30 protein-coding genes are annotated in these 19,519 nt (G+C 62.9%); 7 read left to right on the top strand and 23 right to left on the bottom strand.

The features are described 5' to 3' along the window. Positions 1-115 precede the first annotated feature (115 nt). Together HMPREF3067_RS02840 and HMPREF3067_RS02835 are read right to left on the bottom strand one after the other, a co-directional pair. Positions 116-781 (bottom strand): response regulator transcription factor, encoded by a 666-nt coding sequence (locus HMPREF3067_RS02840; protein ID WP_070768219.1) that lies wholly within the window; start codon positions 779-781, stop codon positions 116-118. Further along, positions 781-1,509 carry a sensor histidine kinase gene (locus HMPREF3067_RS02835; protein WP_070768218.1) on the bottom strand — a complete coding sequence of 243 codons (729 nt, stop codon included), beginning with the start codon at positions 1,507-1,509 and terminating at the stop codon, positions 781-783. Before HMPREF3067_RS02835 ends, HMPREF3067_RS02840 begins: the two co-directional genes overlap by 1 nt. 111 nt (positions 1,510-1,620) lie before the next feature. Here HMPREF3067_RS02835 and HMPREF3067_RS02830 point away from each other — a divergent pair, with 111 nt between their 5' ends. The 3 genes from HMPREF3067_RS02830 to HMPREF3067_RS11320 are packed head-to-tail and all read left to right on the top strand — an operon-like array spanning position 1,621 to position 3,971. Then, positions 1,621-2,307 (top strand): ABC transporter ATP-binding protein, encoded by a 687-nt coding sequence (locus tag HMPREF3067_RS02830; protein ID WP_070768217.1) that lies wholly within the window; start codon positions 1,621-1,623, stop codon positions 2,305-2,307. Then, positions 2,304-3,755, top strand: a complete 1,452-nt coding sequence (locus HMPREF3067_RS02825; RefSeq protein WP_083319100.1) for an FtsX-like permease family protein — start codon at positions 2,304-2,306, stop codon at positions 3,753-3,755. Before HMPREF3067_RS02830 ends, HMPREF3067_RS02825 begins: the two co-directional genes overlap by 4 nt. A 48-nt stretch (positions 3,756-3,803) precedes the next feature. Further along, entirely contained in the window at positions 3,804-3,971 is a 168-nt protein-coding gene (locus tag HMPREF3067_RS11320; protein WP_168166939.1) for a hypothetical protein, read from the top strand. Positions 3,972-4,115: 144 nt separating this feature from the next. Here HMPREF3067_RS11320 and rplO read toward each other — a convergent pair whose 3' ends face one another. The 6 genes from rplO to rpsH are packed head-to-tail and all read right to left on the bottom strand — an operon-like array spanning position 4,116 to position 6,756. Then, positions 4,116-4,565 (bottom strand): 50S ribosomal protein L15, encoded by a 450-nt coding sequence (gene rplO, locus HMPREF3067_RS02820; protein WP_070768216.1) that lies wholly within the window; start codon positions 4,563-4,565, stop codon positions 4,116-4,118. Between the two features lie 7 nt (positions 4,566-4,572). Beyond that, a complete protein-coding gene (rpmD, locus tag HMPREF3067_RS02815; protein ID WP_070768215.1) occupies positions 4,573-4,758 on the bottom strand; it encodes a 50S ribosomal protein L30 in 186 nt (61 codons plus the stop codon). A 3-nt stretch (positions 4,759-4,761) separates the two neighbouring features. Continuing rightward, positions 4,762-5,382: a 30S ribosomal protein S5 gene (rpsE, locus tag HMPREF3067_RS02810; protein WP_070768214.1), complete on the bottom strand. Its 621-nt coding sequence runs from the start codon at positions 5,380-5,382 to the stop codon at positions 4,762-4,764. A gap of 34 nt (positions 5,383-5,416) precedes the next feature. Beyond that, on the bottom strand, positions 5,417-5,818 hold the full coding sequence (gene rplR, locus HMPREF3067_RS02805; protein WP_070768213.1) for a 50S ribosomal protein L18: 402 nt from the start codon (positions 5,816-5,818) through the stop codon (positions 5,417-5,419). A 3-nt stretch (positions 5,819-5,821) separates the two neighbouring features. After that, positions 5,822-6,358: a 50S ribosomal protein L6 gene (rplF, locus tag HMPREF3067_RS02800; protein WP_070768212.1), complete on the bottom strand. Its 537-nt coding sequence runs from the start codon at positions 6,356-6,358 to the stop codon at positions 5,822-5,824. Positions 6,359-6,372: 14 nt separating this feature from the next. Further along, positions 6,373-6,756 (bottom strand): 30S ribosomal protein S8, encoded by a 384-nt coding sequence (rpsH, locus tag HMPREF3067_RS02795; protein ID WP_070768211.1) that lies wholly within the window; start codon positions 6,754-6,756, stop codon positions 6,373-6,375. A 499-nt stretch (positions 6,757-7,255) separates the two neighbouring features. Between rpsH and HMPREF3067_RS02790 the strand changes: the two genes are divergently transcribed. Both HMPREF3067_RS02790 and fdhD read left to right on the top strand, forming a co-directional pair. Next, complete coding sequence (locus HMPREF3067_RS02790; RefSeq protein ID WP_070768210.1) at positions 7,256-7,528, top strand: DUF6457 domain-containing protein; 273 nt, start codon at positions 7,256-7,258, stop codon at positions 7,526-7,528. A gap of 95 nt (positions 7,529-7,623) precedes the next feature. After that, complete coding sequence (gene fdhD / locus HMPREF3067_RS02785) at positions 7,624-8,463, top strand: formate dehydrogenase accessory sulfurtransferase FdhD (RefSeq protein WP_070768209.1); 840 nt, start codon at positions 7,624-7,626, stop codon at positions 8,461-8,463. A gap of 164 nt (positions 8,464-8,627) precedes the next feature. Here the strand turns inward: fdhD and HMPREF3067_RS02780 are convergent, their stop codons facing one another. Continuing rightward, a complete protein-coding gene (locus HMPREF3067_RS02780) occupies positions 8,628-9,413 on the bottom strand; it encodes a formate/nitrite transporter family protein (protein ID WP_070768208.1) in 786 nt (261 codons plus the stop codon). 469 nt (positions 9,414-9,882) lie between these two features. On the opposite strand from HMPREF3067_RS02780, the gene HMPREF3067_RS02775 reads away from it, so the two are divergent. Further along, the gene (locus HMPREF3067_RS02775; RefSeq protein WP_070768207.1) at positions 9,883-10,629 is read left to right on the top strand and encodes a hypothetical protein; all 747 of its coding nucleotides are present in this window, start codon (positions 9,883-9,885) and stop codon (positions 10,627-10,629) included. Between the two features lie 357 nt (positions 10,630-10,986). Then, entirely contained in the window at positions 10,987-11,832 is an 846-nt protein-coding gene (locus HMPREF3067_RS02770; RefSeq protein WP_070768206.1) for a hypothetical protein, read from the top strand. A gap of 338 nt (positions 11,833-12,170) precedes the next feature. Here the strand turns inward: HMPREF3067_RS02770 and rplE are convergent, their stop codons facing one another. The 14 genes from rplE to rpsJ all read right to left on the bottom strand — a co-directional run bounded on the left by rplE (position 12,171) and on the right by rpsJ (position 18,922). After that, positions 12,171-12,722 carry a 50S ribosomal protein L5 gene (gene rplE / locus HMPREF3067_RS02765; protein ID WP_070768205.1) on the bottom strand — a complete coding sequence of 184 codons (552 nt, stop codon included), beginning with the start codon at positions 12,720-12,722 and terminating at the stop codon, positions 12,171-12,173. Positions 12,723-12,724: 2 nt separating this feature from the next. Further along, positions 12,725-13,039, bottom strand: coding sequence for a 50S ribosomal protein L24 (gene rplX / locus HMPREF3067_RS02760; protein WP_070768204.1), 315 nt, complete (start codon positions 13,037-13,039; stop codon positions 12,725-12,727). A 4-nt stretch (positions 13,040-13,043) separates the two neighbouring features. Beyond that, positions 13,044-13,412, bottom strand: coding sequence for a 50S ribosomal protein L14 (gene rplN, locus HMPREF3067_RS02755; protein ID WP_070768203.1), 369 nt, complete (start codon positions 13,410-13,412; stop codon positions 13,044-13,046). A 328-nt stretch (positions 13,413-13,740) separates the two neighbouring features. Then, a complete protein-coding gene (rpsQ, locus tag HMPREF3067_RS02750; protein WP_070768202.1) occupies positions 13,741-14,049 on the bottom strand; it encodes a 30S ribosomal protein S17 in 309 nt (102 codons plus the stop codon). A gap of 2 nt (positions 14,050-14,051) precedes the next feature. Then, on the bottom strand, positions 14,052-14,282 hold the full coding sequence (rpmC, locus tag HMPREF3067_RS02745) for a 50S ribosomal protein L29 (RefSeq protein ID WP_070768201.1): 231 nt from the start codon (positions 14,280-14,282) through the stop codon (positions 14,052-14,054). Continuing rightward, complete coding sequence (gene rplP, locus HMPREF3067_RS02740; RefSeq protein ID WP_070768200.1) at positions 14,282-14,698, bottom strand: 50S ribosomal protein L16; 417 nt, start codon at positions 14,696-14,698, stop codon at positions 14,282-14,284. Before rplP ends, rpmC begins: the two co-directional genes overlap by 1 nt. Before the next feature lie 3 nt (positions 14,699-14,701). Next, positions 14,702-15,448 (bottom strand): 30S ribosomal protein S3, encoded by a 747-nt coding sequence (gene rpsC, locus HMPREF3067_RS02735; RefSeq protein WP_070768199.1) that lies wholly within the window; start codon positions 15,446-15,448, stop codon positions 14,702-14,704. Next, positions 15,448-15,810: a 50S ribosomal protein L22 gene (gene rplV, locus HMPREF3067_RS02730; RefSeq protein WP_070768198.1), complete on the bottom strand. Its 363-nt coding sequence runs from the start codon at positions 15,808-15,810 to the stop codon at positions 15,448-15,450. The genes rpsC and rplV overlap by 1 nt, the downstream gene beginning before the upstream one ends. 3 nt (positions 15,811-15,813) lie before the next feature. Next, positions 15,814-16,092: a 30S ribosomal protein S19 gene (rpsS, locus tag HMPREF3067_RS02725; protein WP_040084843.1), complete on the bottom strand. Its 279-nt coding sequence runs from the start codon at positions 16,090-16,092 to the stop codon at positions 15,814-15,816. Positions 16,093-16,105: 13 nt separating this feature from the next. Beyond that, complete coding sequence (gene rplB / locus HMPREF3067_RS02720; protein WP_070768197.1) at positions 16,106-16,942, bottom strand: 50S ribosomal protein L2; 837 nt, start codon at positions 16,940-16,942, stop codon at positions 16,106-16,108. 28 nt (positions 16,943-16,970) lie between these two features. Next, complete coding sequence (rplW, locus tag HMPREF3067_RS02715) at positions 16,971-17,273, bottom strand: 50S ribosomal protein L23 (protein ID WP_070768196.1); 303 nt, start codon at positions 17,271-17,273, stop codon at positions 16,971-16,973. Beyond that, on the bottom strand, positions 17,266-17,931 hold the full coding sequence (gene rplD, locus HMPREF3067_RS02710) for a 50S ribosomal protein L4 (RefSeq protein WP_070768195.1): 666 nt from the start codon (positions 17,929-17,931) through the stop codon (positions 17,266-17,268). Before rplD ends, rplW begins: the two co-directional genes overlap by 8 nt. Beyond that, on the bottom strand, positions 17,928-18,584 hold the full coding sequence (gene rplC, locus HMPREF3067_RS02705) for a 50S ribosomal protein L3 (protein ID WP_070768194.1): 657 nt from the start codon (positions 18,582-18,584) through the stop codon (positions 17,928-17,930). Before rplC ends, rplD begins: the two co-directional genes overlap by 4 nt. Before the next feature lie 32 nt (positions 18,585-18,616). Continuing rightward, positions 18,617-18,922, bottom strand: coding sequence for a 30S ribosomal protein S10 (gene rpsJ / locus HMPREF3067_RS02700; RefSeq protein WP_003848085.1), 306 nt, complete (start codon positions 18,920-18,922; stop codon positions 18,617-18,619). Positions 18,923-19,519: the final 597 nt, after the last annotated feature.

Raw genomic sequence — 19,519 nt, 5'->3', positions numbered from 1 at the left:
GTGAAGGCGGCCTGGTGAGCCCTCCGGGTGGGATGAACAGTTTTGACCCCATTACCCTACCAGCCGCAAAAGCGTTAGCCCCAATAGCAACGGCCTAAACGCGGTTAGGTTCGCCTTAACCGGGCAGCTGGCGCTGCGCGAGGTAGCGCAAGATGGCCTTGACCCGCCGGTTTTCTTCTGCCGGGTCCAGGCGCAGTTTCAGGAAGATATTGCTCACATGTTTCCCCACCGCCGCCGTCGATAGGAACAGCTTGTTTTCAATCTCCCGGTTGGACAGCCCACAGGACATCAGCTCTAGTACCTCCCGCTCCCGCGGGGTGAGCTCGCCGATGCCGCTGCGCGCCGAGTTCATCAGCGCCTGCGCCACCGTCGGGTCGATGACCACGCCGCCGGCGGCCACGGTGTCCAGGGATTTAAGGAAGTCTGCCACTTCTGATACTCGGTCTTTGAGCAGGTAGCCGGTCCCGCCGTCGGTGTTATCGAAAAGCTCCACGGCATAGGCTGGGGCCACGTACTGGCTCAAGACCACGACCGCCAGGCCTGGAAACTCCTGCCGCAGGCTCACCGCGGTCCGCAGGCCGTCATCGGCCATGCGCGGCGGCATCCGTACGTCAGTGATTAAGATCTCGGGGAGCTGACCGGCGGTGGCCAGCTCGCGCACCAGGCCGACCAGCTGGTCGGCGTCGCTGGCCTGGCCGACGACGCGGTGGCCGCGACGCTCCAGGAGCCCGGCCACGCCTTCGCGCAGCAGCGCGGAATCATCCGCGATAACAGTCCGCATTATCCGATCCCCGTTTCTCCTCGTTCCAACAGCAACGGAATGACCGCCGCCACCCGCGTGGGCCCGCCTGCCGGCGAGGTCAGCTCCAGCCTGCCACCGAAAGCCGCCAGCCGCTCACGCATCCCAGCCAGGCCGCGGCCGCGGGCCAGCTCGGCCCCGCCCGGCCCCTCGTCCACCACGGTGATGCGCAGGTTGGCGTCGGCGGTGACCAGGACGCTGACCGCCGCGCCTGGGGCGTGCTTGGCGGCATTGGTCATGGCCTCGGTGGCGAAGAAATAGGCCGCGGCCAAAATGCTGGGTTGCAGCTCCGGCAGGGGGTGCGGGGCGCGGACGGCGACGTGCGGCCCCAGCCCCACCGCTGCATCGTCAAGCGCGGCCACCAACCCGCGGTCCGTGAGTACCTGCGGCTGGATGCCGCGGACGGTCGCACGCAGGCTGCTCAGCCCGTTATCGATGTCTTCCTTGGCCGCGCGCACCAGCTTTTCCTCCACGCCGTCTAGGTCCAGCAAGGCCTCGCCCAACTTGATGGAGGCCGCCACGAGGTACTGCTGGGTGCCGTCGTGCAGGTCCCGCTCGATGCGCTGGCGCTCGATTTCATAGGCGTCCGCGATCGCCCGGCGGGCACGGGTAAGCTCGGCCAGGCGCTGGGCTTGAGCCCGCTCCTGCGCGCGGTCGGTGGCGGCCGGGTCGACGGCCGCGCGCGGGTTATGCTTCCACGGGAGTCTCACACTGACAGACTTTAACGCCTGCGCTTTCGGTGGGGGTAGGGCCAGCCCTACCCAGAAATCTAGGACCACCCCGCTTCTGCGCCGGCGTTTTCCTACGTTGAATAGGTAGACATGATCACCACATTGAAACTCAACGACGTCACCAAGAATTTTGGCGGCACCGATGTCCTCTCCGGCATCACACTGGATCTTTCCCCGGGTGAAACCGCCGCCATCATGGGCCCGTCCGGCTCCGGCAAGTCCACCCTCCTGCACTGCATGTCCGGAGTCCTGCTGCCCAGCACCGGCCGGGTCCACTTCGGAACGACCGACCTGACCGAACTCAACGACGGCGACCGCTCGCACCTGCGCCTTAGCTCCTTCGGCTTCGTCTTCCAAGACGGGCAGCTCCTGCCGGAGCTGACCGCCGCGGAGAACATCGCGCTGCCGGCTACCTTGACCGGCACCTCCCGCCGGAAGGCCCGGCGCCGCGCCGTCCACCTGCTGGATCAGCTGAGCCTGGGCGAGTTCGCCGACCGCCGCCCCGGGCAGCTGTCCGGCGGGCAGGCCCAACGCGTGGCCATCGCCCGCGCGCTGGCCACCGAGCCCGCGGTCATCTTCGCCGACGAGCCGACCGGGGCGCTCGACCAGGCCACCGGGCACGACGTCATGCAGATGCTGACCACGCTGGTGCGCCAGCAAGGCTCCACCCTGGTGCTGGTCACCCACGACGCGCAGGTGGCCGACTGGCTGGACCGGCGCATCGAGCTGCGCGACGGCATCATCCACGACGACCGCCAGTTGGGGATCGCACGATGAGCACTCCCACCGCAGCCCCAAACGCCCGCCCCTCTCGGTCCGCGCCGGCGCGCGCCCCCATCGGCGGTCTGACCCTGCAGCTGTTCCGGGCTTCCGTGTCCTCCCGCACCGGCACCGGCACCCTGACCCTGCTTTCGCTCGGCTCGCTGACCGTGGGCGCGACCATCGCCTTCCTCGTCGCCGGCGGGACGTACATGTTCTACCGCCGGGGCGAAAACGCTCACTTCCAGGCCGGCTTGGACACCTCCCAGCCGGGCATGGACGCCCACACCTGGACGGTCTTGGCCCTGACTGCCTGCGCCTTCCTCGTTCCTGCCCTGTTTAGCCTCATCTCCCAGGCCGCCGTCACCAGCGCCGCCGGGCGGGAGCGGCGGCTGGCCGCCCTGCGGCTCATCGGGCTCAGCGCCCGCGACATCACCCGCATGACGGTCCTGGAGACGGGCATCAACGCGCTGCTCGGCACGGTTCTCGGGGCGTTTATCAGCGCGCTGCTGGCCCCCGCCTTTTCCGCCCTGACCTTTATGGGGATTCCCCTCTCCCCGTCCGAGCTCTACCTGCCGTGGTGGGGCTACCTGGCCGTCGGATCCGCTCTTATCGTCCTGGCGCTGGCCGCCGCCCTGGCCGGCATGCAGCGGGTCGCGGTGAGCCCGCTAGGGGTAGCCCGCCGCCAGCTGCCCCGCGCCCTGCGGTGGTGGCGCGCCGTGGCCTTCCTGGTACTCGCCGTCGGCCTGTTGGTAGGAGTTAATCAGTTCGACTTCTTTGCCAGCCTGTCGGCTATGCTCGCCGTCGCCGTTTTCCTGCTCCTGTTCATCGGAACTCTAAACCTCATCGCCCCGCTCTTCCTGCAGGTCAGCGCCTGGGCTGCCGGCGCCCTGGGGTCTACCGCCAACTTCATCGCCTCCCGCCGGGTGGCCACCGGGGCCCGGGCGGCCTGGCGGCGAGTCTCTCCGAGCGCGCTCTTCGGTCTCTTGGCCGGCTACATGATCGTCTCCCCCTTCGGGGACGACGATCTGAGCCAGTCGCTGCGGGAGAACCCGGAGACCTCCATCATTTTCCACGATGTTTTCACCGGGATCATCCTGACCATTTCGTTCGGCTTCTGCATAATGGCAATGTCCATCCTGCAGGGCCAGGCGCACGAGGTCTTCGCCAACGCTGACCTGACCCGCAGCCTCCGGCTGATGGGGCTGCGCCCGGGCTTTCTCACCCGCGTGGCCGCCTACGAGATCTTCGCTCCCCTCATCACCGTCAGCCTGTTCGGTTTCGCTTGGGGCGCGGTAATCGGCCTGGTGATGCTCTACAGCGCCGGGGATCTAGAGATCGCCCCGCGCCTGGCCAACGCCGGGCTCCTTCTGGGCGCGGGCTGGATGGTCGTGGCCGTGGCGTTCATCGCCGTTATTCCCCTGCGGAATCGGGTAGCCCACAACGCCATCCGCAAAAACGACTAGGCTGGCAGGACAGAGAACCGTTAGCCGTTAAAGGAAGGAATTCTATCTATGGCTACCACTAAGCTTCACCCTACCCGCCGCTTGGCGGCCGTCGCCCTGACCGCGCTGCTCGCCGTGGGCGGCGCCACCGCCTGCGACGACTCCTCCCGCAGCGAGAACGAACACGACGTCTCCTCCACCGAGCCCTCCGCGCCGGCCTCCGGCGAGTCAAAGTAACCTATCGCGCCGTTCACCTGGCGCTTGCTTCCACAGGGCGGTGAGTGCTGGAGTAGCAAATAAGACATAGAAAAATCCCACCGTCGGTGTCCCGGAAACGGGAACCCGGCGGTGGGATTGTTGTTTAGTAGGTCTTTAATAGACTTACTTGGTCGCGGTGGTGGAACCACCGGCGGCCTCGATCTTCTCCACAGCGGACTTGGAGAACTTGTCAGCGGTGACGTTCAGCTTGACGCTGATTTCACCGTTGCCCAGGACCTTGACCGGCTGCTTGGCGCGAACCAGGCCGGCGGAGACGATGTCTGCGACAGTAACGTCGCCGCCGTTCGGGAAGGCCTTGGCCAGGTCGGACACGTTGACCACCTGGTAATCGACCTTGTTCGGGTTGCGGAAGCCCTTGAGCTTCGGCAGACGCATGTGGATGGGCATTTGGCCACCCTCGAAAGCGGCCGAAACCTGCTTACGGGCCTTAGTACCCTTGGTACCGCGGCCGGCGGTCTTACCCTTGGAAGCTTCACCGCGGCCGACGCGGGTCTTAGCCTTATTTGCGCCCTTGGAAGGGCGCAGATCGTGCAGCTTGATGATATCAGCCATGATTTATCTACTCCCCTGCCACTTCTTCAACGGTGACCAGGTGACGCACCTTGTTAACCATGCCGCGGATGATCGGGGTGTCCTGCTTGACGACGGACTGACCGATCCGCTTGAGGCCCAGGGCCTCAATGTTGGCGCGGTGGTTCGGCTTGGTGCCCACCAGGCCCTTAATTTGAGTAATCTTCAGAGCCATTGTTTATGCCTCCTGACCTGCGCGGCGGCGCAGCATACGGGCCGGGGTGACCTCCTCGACGGACTTGCCGCGGCGAGCGGCAACTTCCTCGGGGCGGACCAGCTGCTTGAGGCCGTCCACGGTAGCGCGGACGACGTTGAGGGCGTTGTCGGAGCCCAGGGACTTCGACAGGATATCCTGTACGCCGGCGCACTCAAGCACCGGGCGAGCAGCGCCACCGGCGATGACACCGGTACCGGGGGCGGCCGGCTTCATCATGACGATGCCGGCGGCGTCGCGGCCCTCGACCGGGTGGGTGATGGTGCCAGCGATCATCGGGACGCGGAAGAAGTTCTTGCGAGCTTCCTCGGCACCCTTCTGGATGGCGGCCGGGACTTCCTTGGCCTTGCCGTAGCCGACGCCGACCATGCCCTGGCCATCGCCAACGACCACGAGAGCGGTGAACGACATGTTGCGGCCACCCTTGACGGTCTTGGAGACGCGGTTGATGGTCACAACGCGCTCGATGTACTTATCGCGCTCGTTGTCCTGGTTACGACGATCATTGCGGCGGTTGTGGCCACCGCGGTTGTTGTTCTTGTTCTCGGCGGAGCGTCCGCCGTCACGCTGTTCACGGTCCGACATTAGGCGTTCCTTCCGTTGATGTTTCCGTTGACCATTAGAACTTCAGACCGCCTTCACGTGCGGCCTCAGCCAGAGCTGCGACGCGACCGTGGTACTTGTAACCACCGCGGTCGAAGACAACCTGCTCGATGCCAGCTGCCTTGGCGCGCTCTGCGATCAGCTCACCCACCTTGGAAGCCTTAGCCTTCTTGTCGCCTTCGAGTGCGCGAATGTCCGCTTCCATGGTGGACGCGGAGACCAAGGTGTGGCCCGCCAGGTCGTCGATGACCTGGACGTGCATGTGGCGGGAAGAGCGGTGGAGAACCAGACGCGGTGCCTCCGGGGTACCGCGCAGGGTCTTACGGATACGGAAGTGACGGCGGGCGCGTGCCTCGCGACGACGGCTAGAGATGTCCTTGCCGACTGGAGTGCGCTTGTTGTTTTCAGTGTTTGCCATTGCTTACTTACCCGTCTTTCCGACCTTGCGGCGGATCTGCTCGCCTTCGTAACGAATGCCCTTGCCCTTGTAAGGATCGTCCTTACGCAGGCGGCGGATGTTCGCGGCGATCTGTCCGACAGCTTGCTTGTCAATGCCAGTGATGGAGAACTTGGTGGCGCCATCAGTTGCGAAGCTGATGCCCTCCGGAGCCTCGATGAGGATCGGATGGGAGTAGCCCAAGTTGAACTCCAGGTTCGAACCCTTCTGCTGAACGCGGTAGCCGACACCGAAGATTTCCATCTTGATGGTGTAGCCATCGGTCACGCCGACAACGGCGTTGTTGATGAGGGAACGAGACAAGCCGTGCAGGGCACGGTGCTTGCGGTGATCATCCGGGCGGGAGACGCGGATCTCGTTATCCTCCACGGCGACGGTGATCGGCTCCGGGACCTCGACGGTCAGGGTGCCCTTCGGGCCCTTGACCTCGACGGTCTGTCCGTTGATCTTGGTTTCGACGCCGCTCTTAACGGCGATGGGTGCTAGACCGACTCGAGACATGTGTCATACCTCCCTTACCAGACGTAGGCGAGAACTTCTCCGCCTACGCCCTTCTCCTGAGCCTGACGATCGGTCAGCAGACCGTGGGACGTGGAGATGATAGCCACGCCCAGGCCGCCAAGAACCTTCGGCAGGTTGGTGGACTTTGCATACACACGCAGACCCGGCTTAGACACGCGGCGCAGACCGGACAGGGAGCGCTCGCGGTTGTTGTACTTAAGCTCGAGGGACAGCTCGCGCTCTTCGACAGAGTAGTCAGCGATGTAGCCTTCCTGCTTCAAGATCTCAGCGATGTTGGCCTTAATCTTGGAGGTCGGCATCGACACGGTGTCGTGGTGCGCATGGTTTGCGTTGCGCACGCGCGACAGCATGTCGGCGATAGGATCAGTCATGGTCATGGTTAAACGACCGTTACCTTTCTCGTTGCGGTTCCCACCCCAGCCGCGAGGCAGACAGAGACTTCCTGCCCGTTCGACTGGACTCACCACGCGCGTTTTCCGTGTGATTTCGGGCTACTCACGCTCCCCGCGGTCAATACCGCGAGGCGCTCGCCACCCTTTGATACAGACACGGTCCGCTCTATCGGCGAGGGGCCTACAACAAAGTTGATGTTCAATTCTTACCTGGAAGGCGCCTAAAAATCACGGCTCAGCAGGACCCTTAGGGCACTGCCAAGCAGGTCAGGGGTTCAAAACCCCCGACGGACGCTATTCCAACGGAAAAGTGTACCCAACCAGCAGGGCGTTTGTAAAATTTCTCCTGCTCACGACTTCTTGCCCGCCCGCGGCAGCTTCCCACTCCCCTTCCGCCACCCCGTCTCAGAGCCCGACCAGCCTCCCGTTGTCCCCTTCACCAGCACCAACGCCTCCTTTTGCGCGGGGGCCTAAACTGGGCTCCATGTCTGATGATGCGAAGAAGATCGATAACAACAAAGAACCCATGCAGTCCGCCCACGCCTGGCTCGTCGAAGCCGCCGGCTACCTGGGCCTGGACAAGGCGGATGCCACCGCCCTGACCAAGGAACTGCTCGACCTGACCGCCGACGTCGCCCACAACCGTTCCCGCCCGGCCGCACCGCTAACCGCGTTCCTAGTCGGCCTCGCGTCCCAGGACACCGACGAGGCCCGGCAGCACATCAACAAGCTGCGCGCCCAGATCGCCAAGCAATAGCAACCATGCCGCACCGGCCAGGTCATAGCAAACCAGATCAGTAAAACCCCAGGCCCCAAAAACCAGGTCACAGAGAACCCACACCAGGAGGATTAGTGTCCAACAGGGTTAACGCCCGCTTTGCCGTCACCCGCGTGCGCCTCGACTCGGGCGGCCAGCTCACCCAGGTAGACACCCGGGCCGACACCGTCGCGGGCGAGGAGCCGCTGGAGATCCGCGTGGACGGCCAGACGATTACGACCACCATGCGCACCCCGGGCCACGACGTGGAGCTGGCCCACGGCTTCCTCCACTCGGAGGGCCACATCCGTACCGCCACCGACGTGACGACCGCGCGCTACTGCACCGGGTCTACCGTCAACGGGGAGAACACCTACAACCTGCTGGACGTGGAACTGGCCCGGCAGAACGTCATCGAGCTATCGGATCTGCGCCTGGGGCTGACGACCTCCGCGTGTGGGGTCTGCGGCACCTCCTCCATCGAGCAACTCCAGCACAGGCTGCCCTACCCCATCCCCCACTGGGACGTGGACCCGCAGCTCATTGCAAACATCCCGGACCGCCTGCGTGAGCACCAGAAGCAGTTCAAAAAGACCGGCGGCATCCACGCCGCGGCCGCCTTCACTATGGACGGCGAACCGGTGGTCGTGCGCGAGGACATCGGTCGGCACAACGCCGCCGACAAGGTCATCGGACACCTGCTGCTGGAAGGCCGCCTGCCCGCCCACGACATGGTGCTGGTGGTCAGCTCGCGTGCCTCCTTCGAGCTGGTACAAAAGGCCGCCATGGCCGGCTTCCCCGCGCTGATTGCGGTCTCCGCCGCCTCCTCACTTGCCGTCGAGACCGCCCGCGAGGCCGGCATGGCACTCGTCGGCTTCGCCCGCGGCGACCGGTTTAACCTGTACTCCGGCCAGCTGGACCGCTCGCGGGGCTAGCTACAACCGCACCACCAGATCACCAACGCCAGATCAGTAGCATCAGATTACGAAGGCCCGCCGGGCATACACTCAGCGGGCCTTGTCCTCACCGGTTGAGAACTTGCCGAAATTAAGAAACTCGCGGAGCCACAAGGTCTGAGTTTCCCATCCTTCGGTGGGGATTAGTCGCGGTATTCCTCGGGGCCGTTGTTCAGCCAGGCGTAGACGCCGCCGATGAGGAAGCCGCCGCCGACCAAGTTACCCAGCCAGACCAGGGTCCAGTTGAGCGCGACGTTGCCGACGGTCAGCGCGGCCGGGAGCGGATCCGAGCCGAAGGCGGTGAGCAGGAAGAGGCAGAAGTTAGCAATAACGTGCTCGAGGCCTAGGCCCACGAAGCAGGCGATGATCGGCACGATCATGAAGAACTTGGAGACGACCTCCTTGGCGAAGATGCCGCCCACGATGGCCATGTTGACCACGAAGTTGGCCAGGATGGCCTCGACGAACATGCCCTGCGGGGACTTGGTCAGCTTGCCCTCGGACAGGGTGACGATGAGGTGGCTGGGGTCCATGCCGGAGAATTTCGCCGACATGCCCATGGCCGCGGCAAACAGGATGACCCCCACCAGGTTGAAGAAGGTGGTCACGATGAGCAGCCAGAGGCCCTTGCCCCACGAGACCTGCTTGTTAACCGCGCCGTAGACCATGTACATCATGTTGCCGGTGGCCAGGTCAGCGCCGAGCACCACGATGGCGAACAGGCCTAGGCCGAAGAGCATGGCAAAGACTGGGGTTCCCAGGCCGGGAGCGAACTGCTCCACCGAGTTGCCCACGACACCGGCGAAGGCCGTACCCACGGTCAGGTACACGCCCGCCAGGGTGGAGCGGCCGGCGAACCTGCTGAAGGATTTATCCAGCAGGGTCACTTTCTTATTGACGGCCGCGGCGGCCGAATCATTCAACGACATTGATTTCCTTGATTTCCTTTACTGCGGTTACGCGGAAGGGGCCACACGGGCCTAGTACGCATAAAATTCTAAGGCGCTATACAGCAGTTGCATAATCAGGCAGCAAGTTTCCCATCACCCCAACCGTGTCTTTTGCAACTCCAATCACTCCAGGCACTATGGTTGTGTATATTCGTTCCCCCGACCCCACCGGCGGGCCCCTTTCCCTCCCCGCCTTACCCCTTTCGGAGCCACCTCGATGCCGAGCCACCCACACACCAGCGCCTGGGCCGCCTTACAGGCCCGGGACGACGCTGCCCGCCCGGATTCACGCTCCACTGCCCGCCCACGCCCGAAAGCCACAAGCCCTCGCCGGAGCGCGGACACCGCCCCGCGGCAGCACCCTTTGGCTTTCCCGCGGCAGGAGGCTGTCTCGACCGCGCCGGTTAGCAGGGAAGCCAACACTAGCCAAGCCAAGGCCCGGCCCGGATTGCTCCGCGCGTGGTCCGACAACAGTGCGGTCCGCGTCGCGGTCGGCGTCGTCGCTACGGTCGCGCTGATCTTCTCCATCCAGCGCACCGTCGACACCCCGGAGGAGATCACTCAGGCCCCACAGCTGTCGGCTCACGCGGGTCAGCCCCCGGCTATCGCCCCGTCGCCGGCACAGGAGATGTACGTGCCGGCGGTAGGCATTCACGCTAATTTCGACGCGGAGCCCTGCCGAGTCACGGACGGCGCCATCGATCCGGAAAACATGGACACCGCGTGCACGTATACCGCGGATGACCGCCCCTATTCCCTGCCCGGCACCACCGCCGAGGACCTCGTGGTGGTCGCCGGACACACGGGCGCGGGTGTGTCCGGGGTCTTCGACAACCTCTACGACGGCGGCAGCGACGAGCACCGCGTCAGCGTGGGCGACAAGCTCTATCTGCGCACGGAGGCCTCCGGCGAGGACTGGCTGGTCTATACAGCAACCGACCTCCACGACCCCGACAAGGGTGGCCTGGCTGACGATACCGCCGTGTGGGGTGAAGGTCCCCAGCCCGGGCGCCTGTTGACCATCAGCTGCATCCAGCCCGCCAACCTGTGGCAGCCGGCCGTCCGCAACGCGGTGGTGGGCTGGCAGCTGGAGTCCGTGGTCAGCCCCGACGCCGGCAACGATGCGCCGGACCAGGTCTCCCCCGACGAGGTCCAGCCCGTGCCCTACCCGGGCAAGGACCCGGCCTCGGCCTAGCGGCAGCGCGCCGCGACCCGTACCGGCGCAAATATCTATACCCCCGAAATTTACCCCCAACGAAGGAAGAGGGTCTTAAATAATACCTTTACGCTGGGGCGATACGGATTTTACACGCCGAAAGCTGTTCGATCCACTACCTAGCTGGAGATTTACCCAATCCCGAGCAGATTCACCCCGAACCCTGTCAACCCTTTTGGACCCCACATTGTGCCGAAGTATTCAAAGTTGCTGAAGAGAAAATTGTTACTTGTTGTGACAAAAGTGGCTATTGGGGAGTAAACTCTATTTCGATGGCGCCATGGTCCTCTATTCGAAATTGGCGCCTCGTCCCATCACTCTCAAGGAGAACCTCTCATGCAGAAGCTCACCCGCACCCTGACCGCCGGCGTCCTGGCCGCAGCTCTTACCCTGGGCGGCACCGTCGTCGCTCAGGCCCAGGAAAACCCGATGTCGCTCACCGTCGACGGCACGGAGTACTACAAGAACGCCGAGGGCAAGTACGTCTCCGGTTTCGGCGAGGATGCCACCGAACTGACCGGCACCGAGCTCGACAATGCCCTGAATGAGTGGCGCGAAGAAAACCACTTCACCTCCGAAGGCGAATCCGGTGACGCCGGCGAGGAAGGCGCCCCCGCGGAAAACGAGGGCATCCCCGGCCCGGCCACCATCGAGGAAGAGGGCACCACCTGGTACCAGTCCGCCCAGGACAAGGGCGTCTACGTCGACGACCCGGCTAAGGTCAACGAGCCGGTCACCGACGAGATGCGCGCTGCTTCCGATGCCATGCTGGCCGAGTACAACAAGCAGCAGGGCGAGGAAGAAAAGGACTACTCCAAGCTGGCTTGGCTGGCCCTGCCGGCAGCCCTCATCATCGGCGGCGTGACCTGGTACCTGATGCAGGACGGCAAGACCTACACCCAGGACAAGTCCCGCGTGAACGAGCAGCCGACCGCAGAAGAAAAGGCCGCCTCCGAGGAACTTTTGGCCGCTAACAAGGACGAGGTCATCGCCCAGGGCGGCAAGCTGGACGACGCCGCCGGCGCCCAGAGTGTCGGCACCGCTCAGGACACCGCCACCGCCCCGCGCGGCATGGCCGCTGAGACCGGCTCCAACACTGTGGCACGCGGCCTCATCGCCCTGGCCGTCGTCGCCATGGCAGGCGCCGCCGCCTTCGTGGCCCGTCGCAAGTTCTTCGCCTAATTACGCGAAGCCGTAAAGGCTAAAGCTCCCGTACTCACCAACTCGGTGACTGCGGGAGCTTTTCTATGCCCAGCTCAGCGCCCGTAAGCAGCCGCCGACACTCAGCAGGCGGCTATGCAGCTTTCTAAGCGACCTTATATCTCGGATACACCGCAGAGCGCACAGAACTCTGCTACGCATCGCAGCGGAACGGGGGCGTCAACTAAAGAGCGAAACGGAGCCAACAAAGACAGAAGACAGAGAAGAACCCCAGCCGGTACTTCGTGTGAGTACCCGCCGGGGTTCTTGCTTAGCGCGAGTTCCTAGCCTTGGCTCGGCTGAGAGCTCGGCTTGCTACCTTACTTGAACGGGAAGCCCAGCTCGCGCAGGAGCTTGCGCCCCTCGTCGTCGTTGGTAGCGGTGGTCACGACAGTGATGTCCATACCACGCGGGCGATCGATCTTGTCGATGTCGATCTCGTAGAACATGGACTGCTCGGACAGGCCGAAGGTGTAGTTGCCGTGGCCGTCGAACTGCTGATCAGACAGACCGCGGAAGTCGCGAATACGCGGCAGCGCGATGGTCAGCAGGCGATCCAGGAACTCCCACATGCGGTCGCCACGCAGGGTGACGCGGGCGCCGATCGGCATGCCCTCGCGCAGCTTGAAGTTTGCGATGGACTTGCGTGCGCGGCGCAGCTGCGGCTTCTGGCCGGTGATGAGGGCCAGGTCTTCCAGTGCACCGTTGATCAGCTTGGAGTCACGGGCAGCGTCGCCGACGCCCATGTTGACGACAACCTTGGTCACGCCCGGAATCTGCATGACGTTGTCGTAGTGGAACTCCTCGTTGAGGGTGTTCTTGATTTCGTCGCGGTAGCGCGCCTTCAGGCGCGGGGTGTAGTTCTCACTCATGTTTAGATGTCCTTCCCGTTGCTACGCGCGATACGGACCTTCTTGCCGTTTTCGTCGAAACGGTAGCCCACGCGGGTCGGCTTGCCCTCGGAGTCCAGGATCGCAACGTTGGACACGTGGATCGGAGCCTCCTGGGTCACGATTCCGCCGGACTCAGCACCGCGCTCGGTAGCAGAGTTGGCGACGTGCTTCTTGATGCGGTTAACGCCCTCGACGAGGACCTTCTCGCGCTTCGGGTATGCCTCGATGACCTTGCCCTGGGCACCCTTATCCGGGCCCGAGATGACAACGACCATATCTCCCTTATGAATCTTCATAAGACTAGATCACCTCCGGGGCGAGAGAAACGATGCGCATGAAGCGCTTGTCACGCAGCTCACGAGCAACCGGCCCGAAGATACGGGTACCGCGGGGCTCGCTTTCACCCTTCAGGATGACAGCAGCGTTCTCATCAAAGCGAATGTAGGACCCGTCCGGACGACGGGTTTCCTTCTTGGCACGGACGATGACGGCCTTGACGACGTCACCTTCTTTAACGTTGCCGCCTGGTACGGCTTCCTTGACAGTGGCGACGACGACGTCACCGATGCCAGCGAAGCGACGTACGGAGCCACCGAGCGGGCGGATGACGAGCAGCTCTCGTGCACCCGAGTTATCGGCGACGCGCAGGCGCGATTCTTGCTGAATCACTATGGGTCTCCTGACCTGGATTAACGTGCGACAAGATTTCCGTCCTTGCCACACCTGGTCTACTTACATGATTGGAGCTAAAGCCTTACAACGAACATGTCGAGGGGTCTCGGGGCTGCGGTTCGGAACGCACCGCGCGCCGACCAAGCTTTTAGCAACCCTAATATTCAACCACATCCCGGCCCCTTAACTCAAATCCCTCATCTTTTCATTCTGCAACACGCCGCAGGTCCATTTGTGCAGGTGCGGGGCCGGACATAGAAAAAGCCCGCAGCCAACCAAACGGTTGCTGCGGGCCTTAATCGCTTAATCGCGAAAGGGCTGGGTTTTACTTAGCCTTCTCGACGATCTCGACGAGACGGAAGTGCTTGTCCTTGGACAGCGGGCGGGTCTCGGCGATGCGGACGCGGTCGCCGACGCCGGCGATCTCGTCTTCGTCGTGCGCCTTCACCTTGGAGTTGGAGCGCATGATCTTGCCGTACAGGGCGTGCTGCTTGCGGTCTTCGAGCTCGACGACAATAGTCTTCTGCATCTTGTCAGAAACCACGTAGCCGGTGCGGACCTTGCGGGCGCCCTTTTCCTTCTCCTTCTTCGGAGTCGGTTGCTTCTTGGATTCAGTCACGTTTGCCTCACTCATGATTAGGCCTCAGCTCCCGGAGCAACGGACAGGCCCAACTCGCGCTCACGCAGAACGGTGTAAATGCGGGCGATGTCGCGCTTTACAACGCTGACGCGGCGGTTGTTGGTCAGCTGGCCAGTTGCCTTCTGGAAACGGAGGTTGAACAGCTCTTCCTTCGCATCCTTCAGGCGGTTTTCCAGCTCGGAGTTGTCGAGCTCGCGGAACTCGTGGGCGGGGGTACCGGTAGCCATTAGAACTGGTCCTCCTTCTTGATGATGCGGACCTTGCACGGAAGCTTCTGGCCGGCACGGCGCAGAGCCTCGATAGCGGTGGCCTCGGTCGGGTAGCTCATCTCGAAAAGAACGCGGCCCGGCTTGACGTTAGCCACCCACTTTTCGACCGGGCCCTTACCGGAACCCATACGAACGCCGAGCGGCTTCTGGGTCAACGGACGGTCCGGGAAGATGTTGATCCACACCTTGCCGCCGCGCTTGACGTGGCGGTTGATGGCAATACGTGCGGCCTCAATCTGACGGTTGGTGATGTACGCCGGCTCCAGAGCCTGGATGGCGTAATCACCGAAGTTGATGCGGTTACCGCCCTTGGAGACACCGCGCCGACCCGGGCGGTGCTGACGACGGTACTTGACGCGCTTAGGAATCAGCATGGATTAGCCCTCCTGCTTCTGCTGTGCGCGCTGACGGCGCTGGCCGCCACGGCGGGAACGACCACCACGGTCGCGGCCGCGGCCCTGCGCCGGAGCGTTCAGTTCGGATTCGCGTACGCCGCCGACAACGTCACCCTTGTAGATCCACACCTTGATGCCGATGCGGCCGAAGGTGGTGTGGGCCTCTGCGGTGCCGTAGTCGATTTCCGCACGCAGGGTGTGCAGCGGAACGCGGCCTTCGTGGTAGCGCTCGGTGCGGGACATCTCAGCGCCGCCCAGACGACCAGAGCAGAGGACCTTGATGCCCTTGACCTGCGGCTGGCGCATAGCGGACTGGATAGCCTTGCGCATAGCGCGGCGGAAAGCAACGCGGTTGACCAGCTGCTCAGCGATGGACTGAGCAACCAAGGTGGCGTTGGCGTCGACCTGCTTGACCTCGAGGATGTTGAGGGCAACCATCTTGCCGGTGAGCTTTTCCAGCCCACGGCGGATTCGGTCGGCCTCAGCACCGCGACGCCCGATCACGATGCCCGGGCGGGCAGTGTGAATGTCGACACGGACGCGGTCACGGGTGCGCTCGATGACGACGTCGGCGATGCCGGCGCGCTCGAGCCCCGTCGACAGGTACTCGCGGATCTTGATGTCTTCGGCTACGTACTTTGCGTAGTCGTCCTTATCGGCGTACCAGTGGGTCTTCCAGTCGGAAGTGATGCCCAAACGTAGGCCGTGAGGATGGATTTTCTGGCCCATTACTTGGCCCCTTCCTGCTGGCTCTCGACCACCACGGTGATGTGGCTGGTGCGCTTACGGATCATGAATGCGCGGCCCTGGGCGCGCGGCTGGAAACGACGCATGGTCGGACCCTCGTTGGCGTAAGCCTCGGAGATGACCAGGGTCTTCGGGTCGAGCCCGAAGTTGTTCTCAGCGTTAGCAGCGGCCGAGGCAACGACCTTAGCGACCGGCTTAGCAGCGCCCTGCGGGGCGTACTTCAGGATAGCCAGTGCCTCGGATACGGACTTCCCGCGTACCAGGTCGATAACGCGGCGCGCCTTCATCGGGGTTACGCGGACGTAACGGGCCGTAGCGCTGGCGTTGGTGATGGTGTCACTCATCGCTTATCGACGTCCCTTCTTGTCATCCTTGACGTGACCCTTAAAGGTCTTGGTGGGGGCGAACTCGCCCAGTTTGTGGCCGACCATGGAGTCGTCGACAAACACCGGCACATGCTTCCGGCCGTCGTGGACGGCGAAGGTGTGGCCAATGAAGTCCGGCAAAATGGTCGAACGGCGGGACCAGGTCTTGATGACCTGCTTGGTGCCTGCCTCGTTCTGAGCATCTACCTTGTTGAGGAGGTGCTCATCGACGAAGGGGCCCTTCTTTAGGCTGCGTGGCATTTTTTACCTCCTCTTAGCGCTTCTTGTTCGGGCGACGACGGCGCACGATCATGTTGTTGGAGTAACGGTTCGGGTTGCGGGTACGGCCTTCCTTCTGGCCCCACGGCGAAACCGGGTGGCGACCACCGGAAGTCTTACCCTCACCACCACCGTGCGGGTGGTCGACCGGGTTCATAACAACACCACGGACGGTCGGGCGGACGCCCTTCCAACGCAGACGGCCGGCCTTGCCCCAACGGATGTTCATCTGGTCAGCGTTGCCGACCTCACCGACGGTAGCGCGGCAGCGGATGTCCACGCGGCGGATTTCGGAAGACGGCATACGCAGCACTGCGTACTTGCCTTCCTTACCCAGCAGCTGGATGGAAGCACCAGCGGAGCGGGCCAGCTTAGCGCCGGCGCCCGGCTTCAGCTCTACAGCGTGGATGATGGTACCGGTCGGGATGTTGCGCAGCGGCAAGTTGTTACCGGTCTTGATATCGGCGTTGGCGCCAGAGTCGACCATGGTGCCCTGCTTCAGGCCCTTCGGTGCGATGATGTAGCGCTTCTCGCCGTCCACGTAGTGGAGCAGAGCGATGTTTGCGGTGCGGTTCGGGTCGTACTCGATGTGAGCGACCTTTGCCGGGATGCCGTCCTTGTCGTTACGACGGAAGTCGATCAGACGGTAACGGCGCTTGTGGCCACCGCCGATGTGGCGGGTGGTGATGCGACCGTAGTTGTTACGGCCGCCGGTCTTGCTCAGGGGACGCAGCAGGGACTTCTCCGGAGTAGAACGAGTGATTTCCTCGAACTTAGACACGGAGGATGCGCGGCGACCCGGAGTTGTCGGCTTGTACTTACGAATAGCCATAATTCTTCCTTACTTCTCGACTTTCCTCTTAGGCGCCAGCGCCGAAGATGTCGATGGAGTCGCTGCCCTCACGGAGCGTCACATAGGCGCGCTTGGTGGACTTGCGTCGGCCGAAACCGGTGCGGGTGCGCTTCAGCTTGCCCTCGCGGTTAACGGTGTTGACGGAGTCGACCTTCACGCCGAAGATCTGCTCTACGGCATCTTTGATTTGGGTCTTGTTGGAGTCCTTGGCGACGAAGAACGTGTAGACGTTCTGCTCCATCAGGCCGTAGGACTTTTCAGAAACGACCGGGGCGATGATGATATCGCGCGGGTTAACGGTCTTAGCCATTGTTGACCTCCTTGGCCTCGTCAGCGCCGTTGACACGGTTGACGAAGGTATGCAGAGCCTCAACGGAGAACACAACGTCGTCCGCGTTCAGAACGTCGTAGGTGTTCAGCTGGCCAGCGTCCAAGATGTGGACGTTTTCCAGGTTGTTGGCGCTGCGGCGAGCGTTCAGGTCCTCGCGGCCGATGACCAGCAGCACGTTCTTGCGGTCGGTCAGGCGCTCGAGGAAGGCCCTAGCCGACTTGGTGGACGGCTTCTGGCCCGGAACCAGCTCTTCGATGACGTGGATGCGCTCGTTGCGAGCACGGTCGGACAGTGCGCCGAAGAGAGCAGCCTTGATCATCTTCTTCGGGGTACGCTGCGCGTAGTTACGCGGCTGCGGACCGTGCACGGTGCCGCCGCCAGTGTAGTGCGGGGCGCGGATGGAGCCCTGACGAGCTCGGCCGGTGCCCTTCTGGCGGAACGGCTTGCGGCCACCGCCGCGGACATCGCCGCGGGTCTTGGTGGCGTGGGTGCCCTGACGGGCGCCAGCCAGCTGAGCGGTGACGACCTGGTGCATCAAAGCGATGGATGCTTCGGTGTCAAAGATTTCAGCCGGCAGCTCCACGGAGCCGTTGGTCTTACCCTCAGCGGTCTGGACGTCTAGCTTAAGGTTGCTCATGCGTGTGCACCGCCCTTCACTGCGGTCTTAACGGTGACGAGTCCGCCGCGTACACCCGGGATAGCACCCTTGATGAGCAGCAGGTTGGACTCGGCATCGATCTTCTGAACCTTCAGGTTTTGCGTGGTAACGCGGTCCTGGCCCATGCGGCCAGCCATGCGCTTACCCTTGAAGACACGGCCCGGGGTAGCAGCGCCGCCGATACCGCCGACGCGACGGTGAGCAGCCTGGTTACCGTGGGCAGCGCCCTGGCCGGCGAAGCCGTGGCGCTTCATAGCGCCGGCGTAGCCGTGGCCCTTGGTGGTGCCGGTGACATCCACGAAGTCAACGCCTTCGAAGATCTCAACGGTCACGTCCTGGCCAACCTCGTAAGCGGAGGTGTCGTCCATGCGGATCTCGGCCACGTGGCGACGCGGGGTCACGCCAGCCTTCTTGAAGTGGCCAGCGGCCGGCTTCTTAGCCTTGCGGGGATCCATGTCGCCGAAGGCGATCTGGATGGCGTTGTAGCCATCGGTTTCTACGGTACGAATCTGGGTGACAACGCACGGCCCAGCCTCGACGACGGTGACCGGTACAACGCGGTTCTCCTCGTCGAAGACCTGGGTCATGCCGAGCTTGCGGCCCAGAATGCCCTTGATCTCGTTTTCACTCATTAGTATTTCTCCACCAAAGTTCTATTCGTCGATCACTGAATATTCACGTCGACACTTGCCGGAAGATCGATGCGCATCAGGGCGTCAACGGTCTTCGGCGTCGGGTCGAGAATGTCGATCAGGCGCTTGTGGGTGCGCATTTCGAAGTGCTCGCGAGAGTCCTTGTACTTGTGTGGAGAACGAATAACGGCGTATACGTTCTTTTCGGTCGGCAGCGGCACCGGGCCAACGACACGGGCACCCGTGCGGGTGACAGTTTCGACGATCTTCTTGGCAGAAGCGTCGATAGCCTCGTGGTCATAGGCCTTCAGCCGAATGCGGATTTTTTGTCCCGCCACGCTTATCCTCTTTCTCGCTTTCCCACTTTCACATACCCGGTTCTTCCGGGGCGTGAAGCGGTGGAAACTTGCTTCTCGATTTCTCTATAACGTTGTCCGGGCCAGGGGCCTGGGCGCAACGCCAGTTGTCTTGACTGCCATGACGACGAAGAAGTGCTTAGCCTGGCAAAAACAGGCACCGACTTCCTTTCGGGGTACAAGACCCGAAGTCAATTCAAGTTACTCGAGGACGGTTTTCACGCATTACACGTGGCAATCCGAACCGATTTACTATACTGCCGCTGTTTATTTGCCATGCCCCTTCTCCGGTTCTAATTCTCGGGATGTCTCTGCTCAAACGCGGACCTAGCCCGATCCTTAGACCTTCGTTAGCACCTGCCGGAGCAGGCCCTATGCGAAAGCGTCATGTTCGCCTTACCAGCGTCAGCGTCTTCCTTTTTCCTTCCGGAAGCCCTGCCGTAGTTTCCTACCGCGGCCCTTCCTTCAGTCCTGAGGACACGCTGCCGTGTTAAAGCAACCCTTGTATTAAAGCACGTAGACTCGATTTTTCCAAACCACTGCCCAAACAGTGCTAAAAATCACCTTCGCATAAAGATT

The organism is Corynebacterium sp. HMSC04H06 (genome assembly GCF_001815935.1).
Lineage (GTDB): Bacteria > Actinomycetota > Actinomycetes > Mycobacteriales > Mycobacteriaceae > Corynebacterium.
The sequence above is the reverse complement of the archived record's forward strand: the minus strand, read 5'-3'. Positions and strand labels throughout refer to the sequence as shown.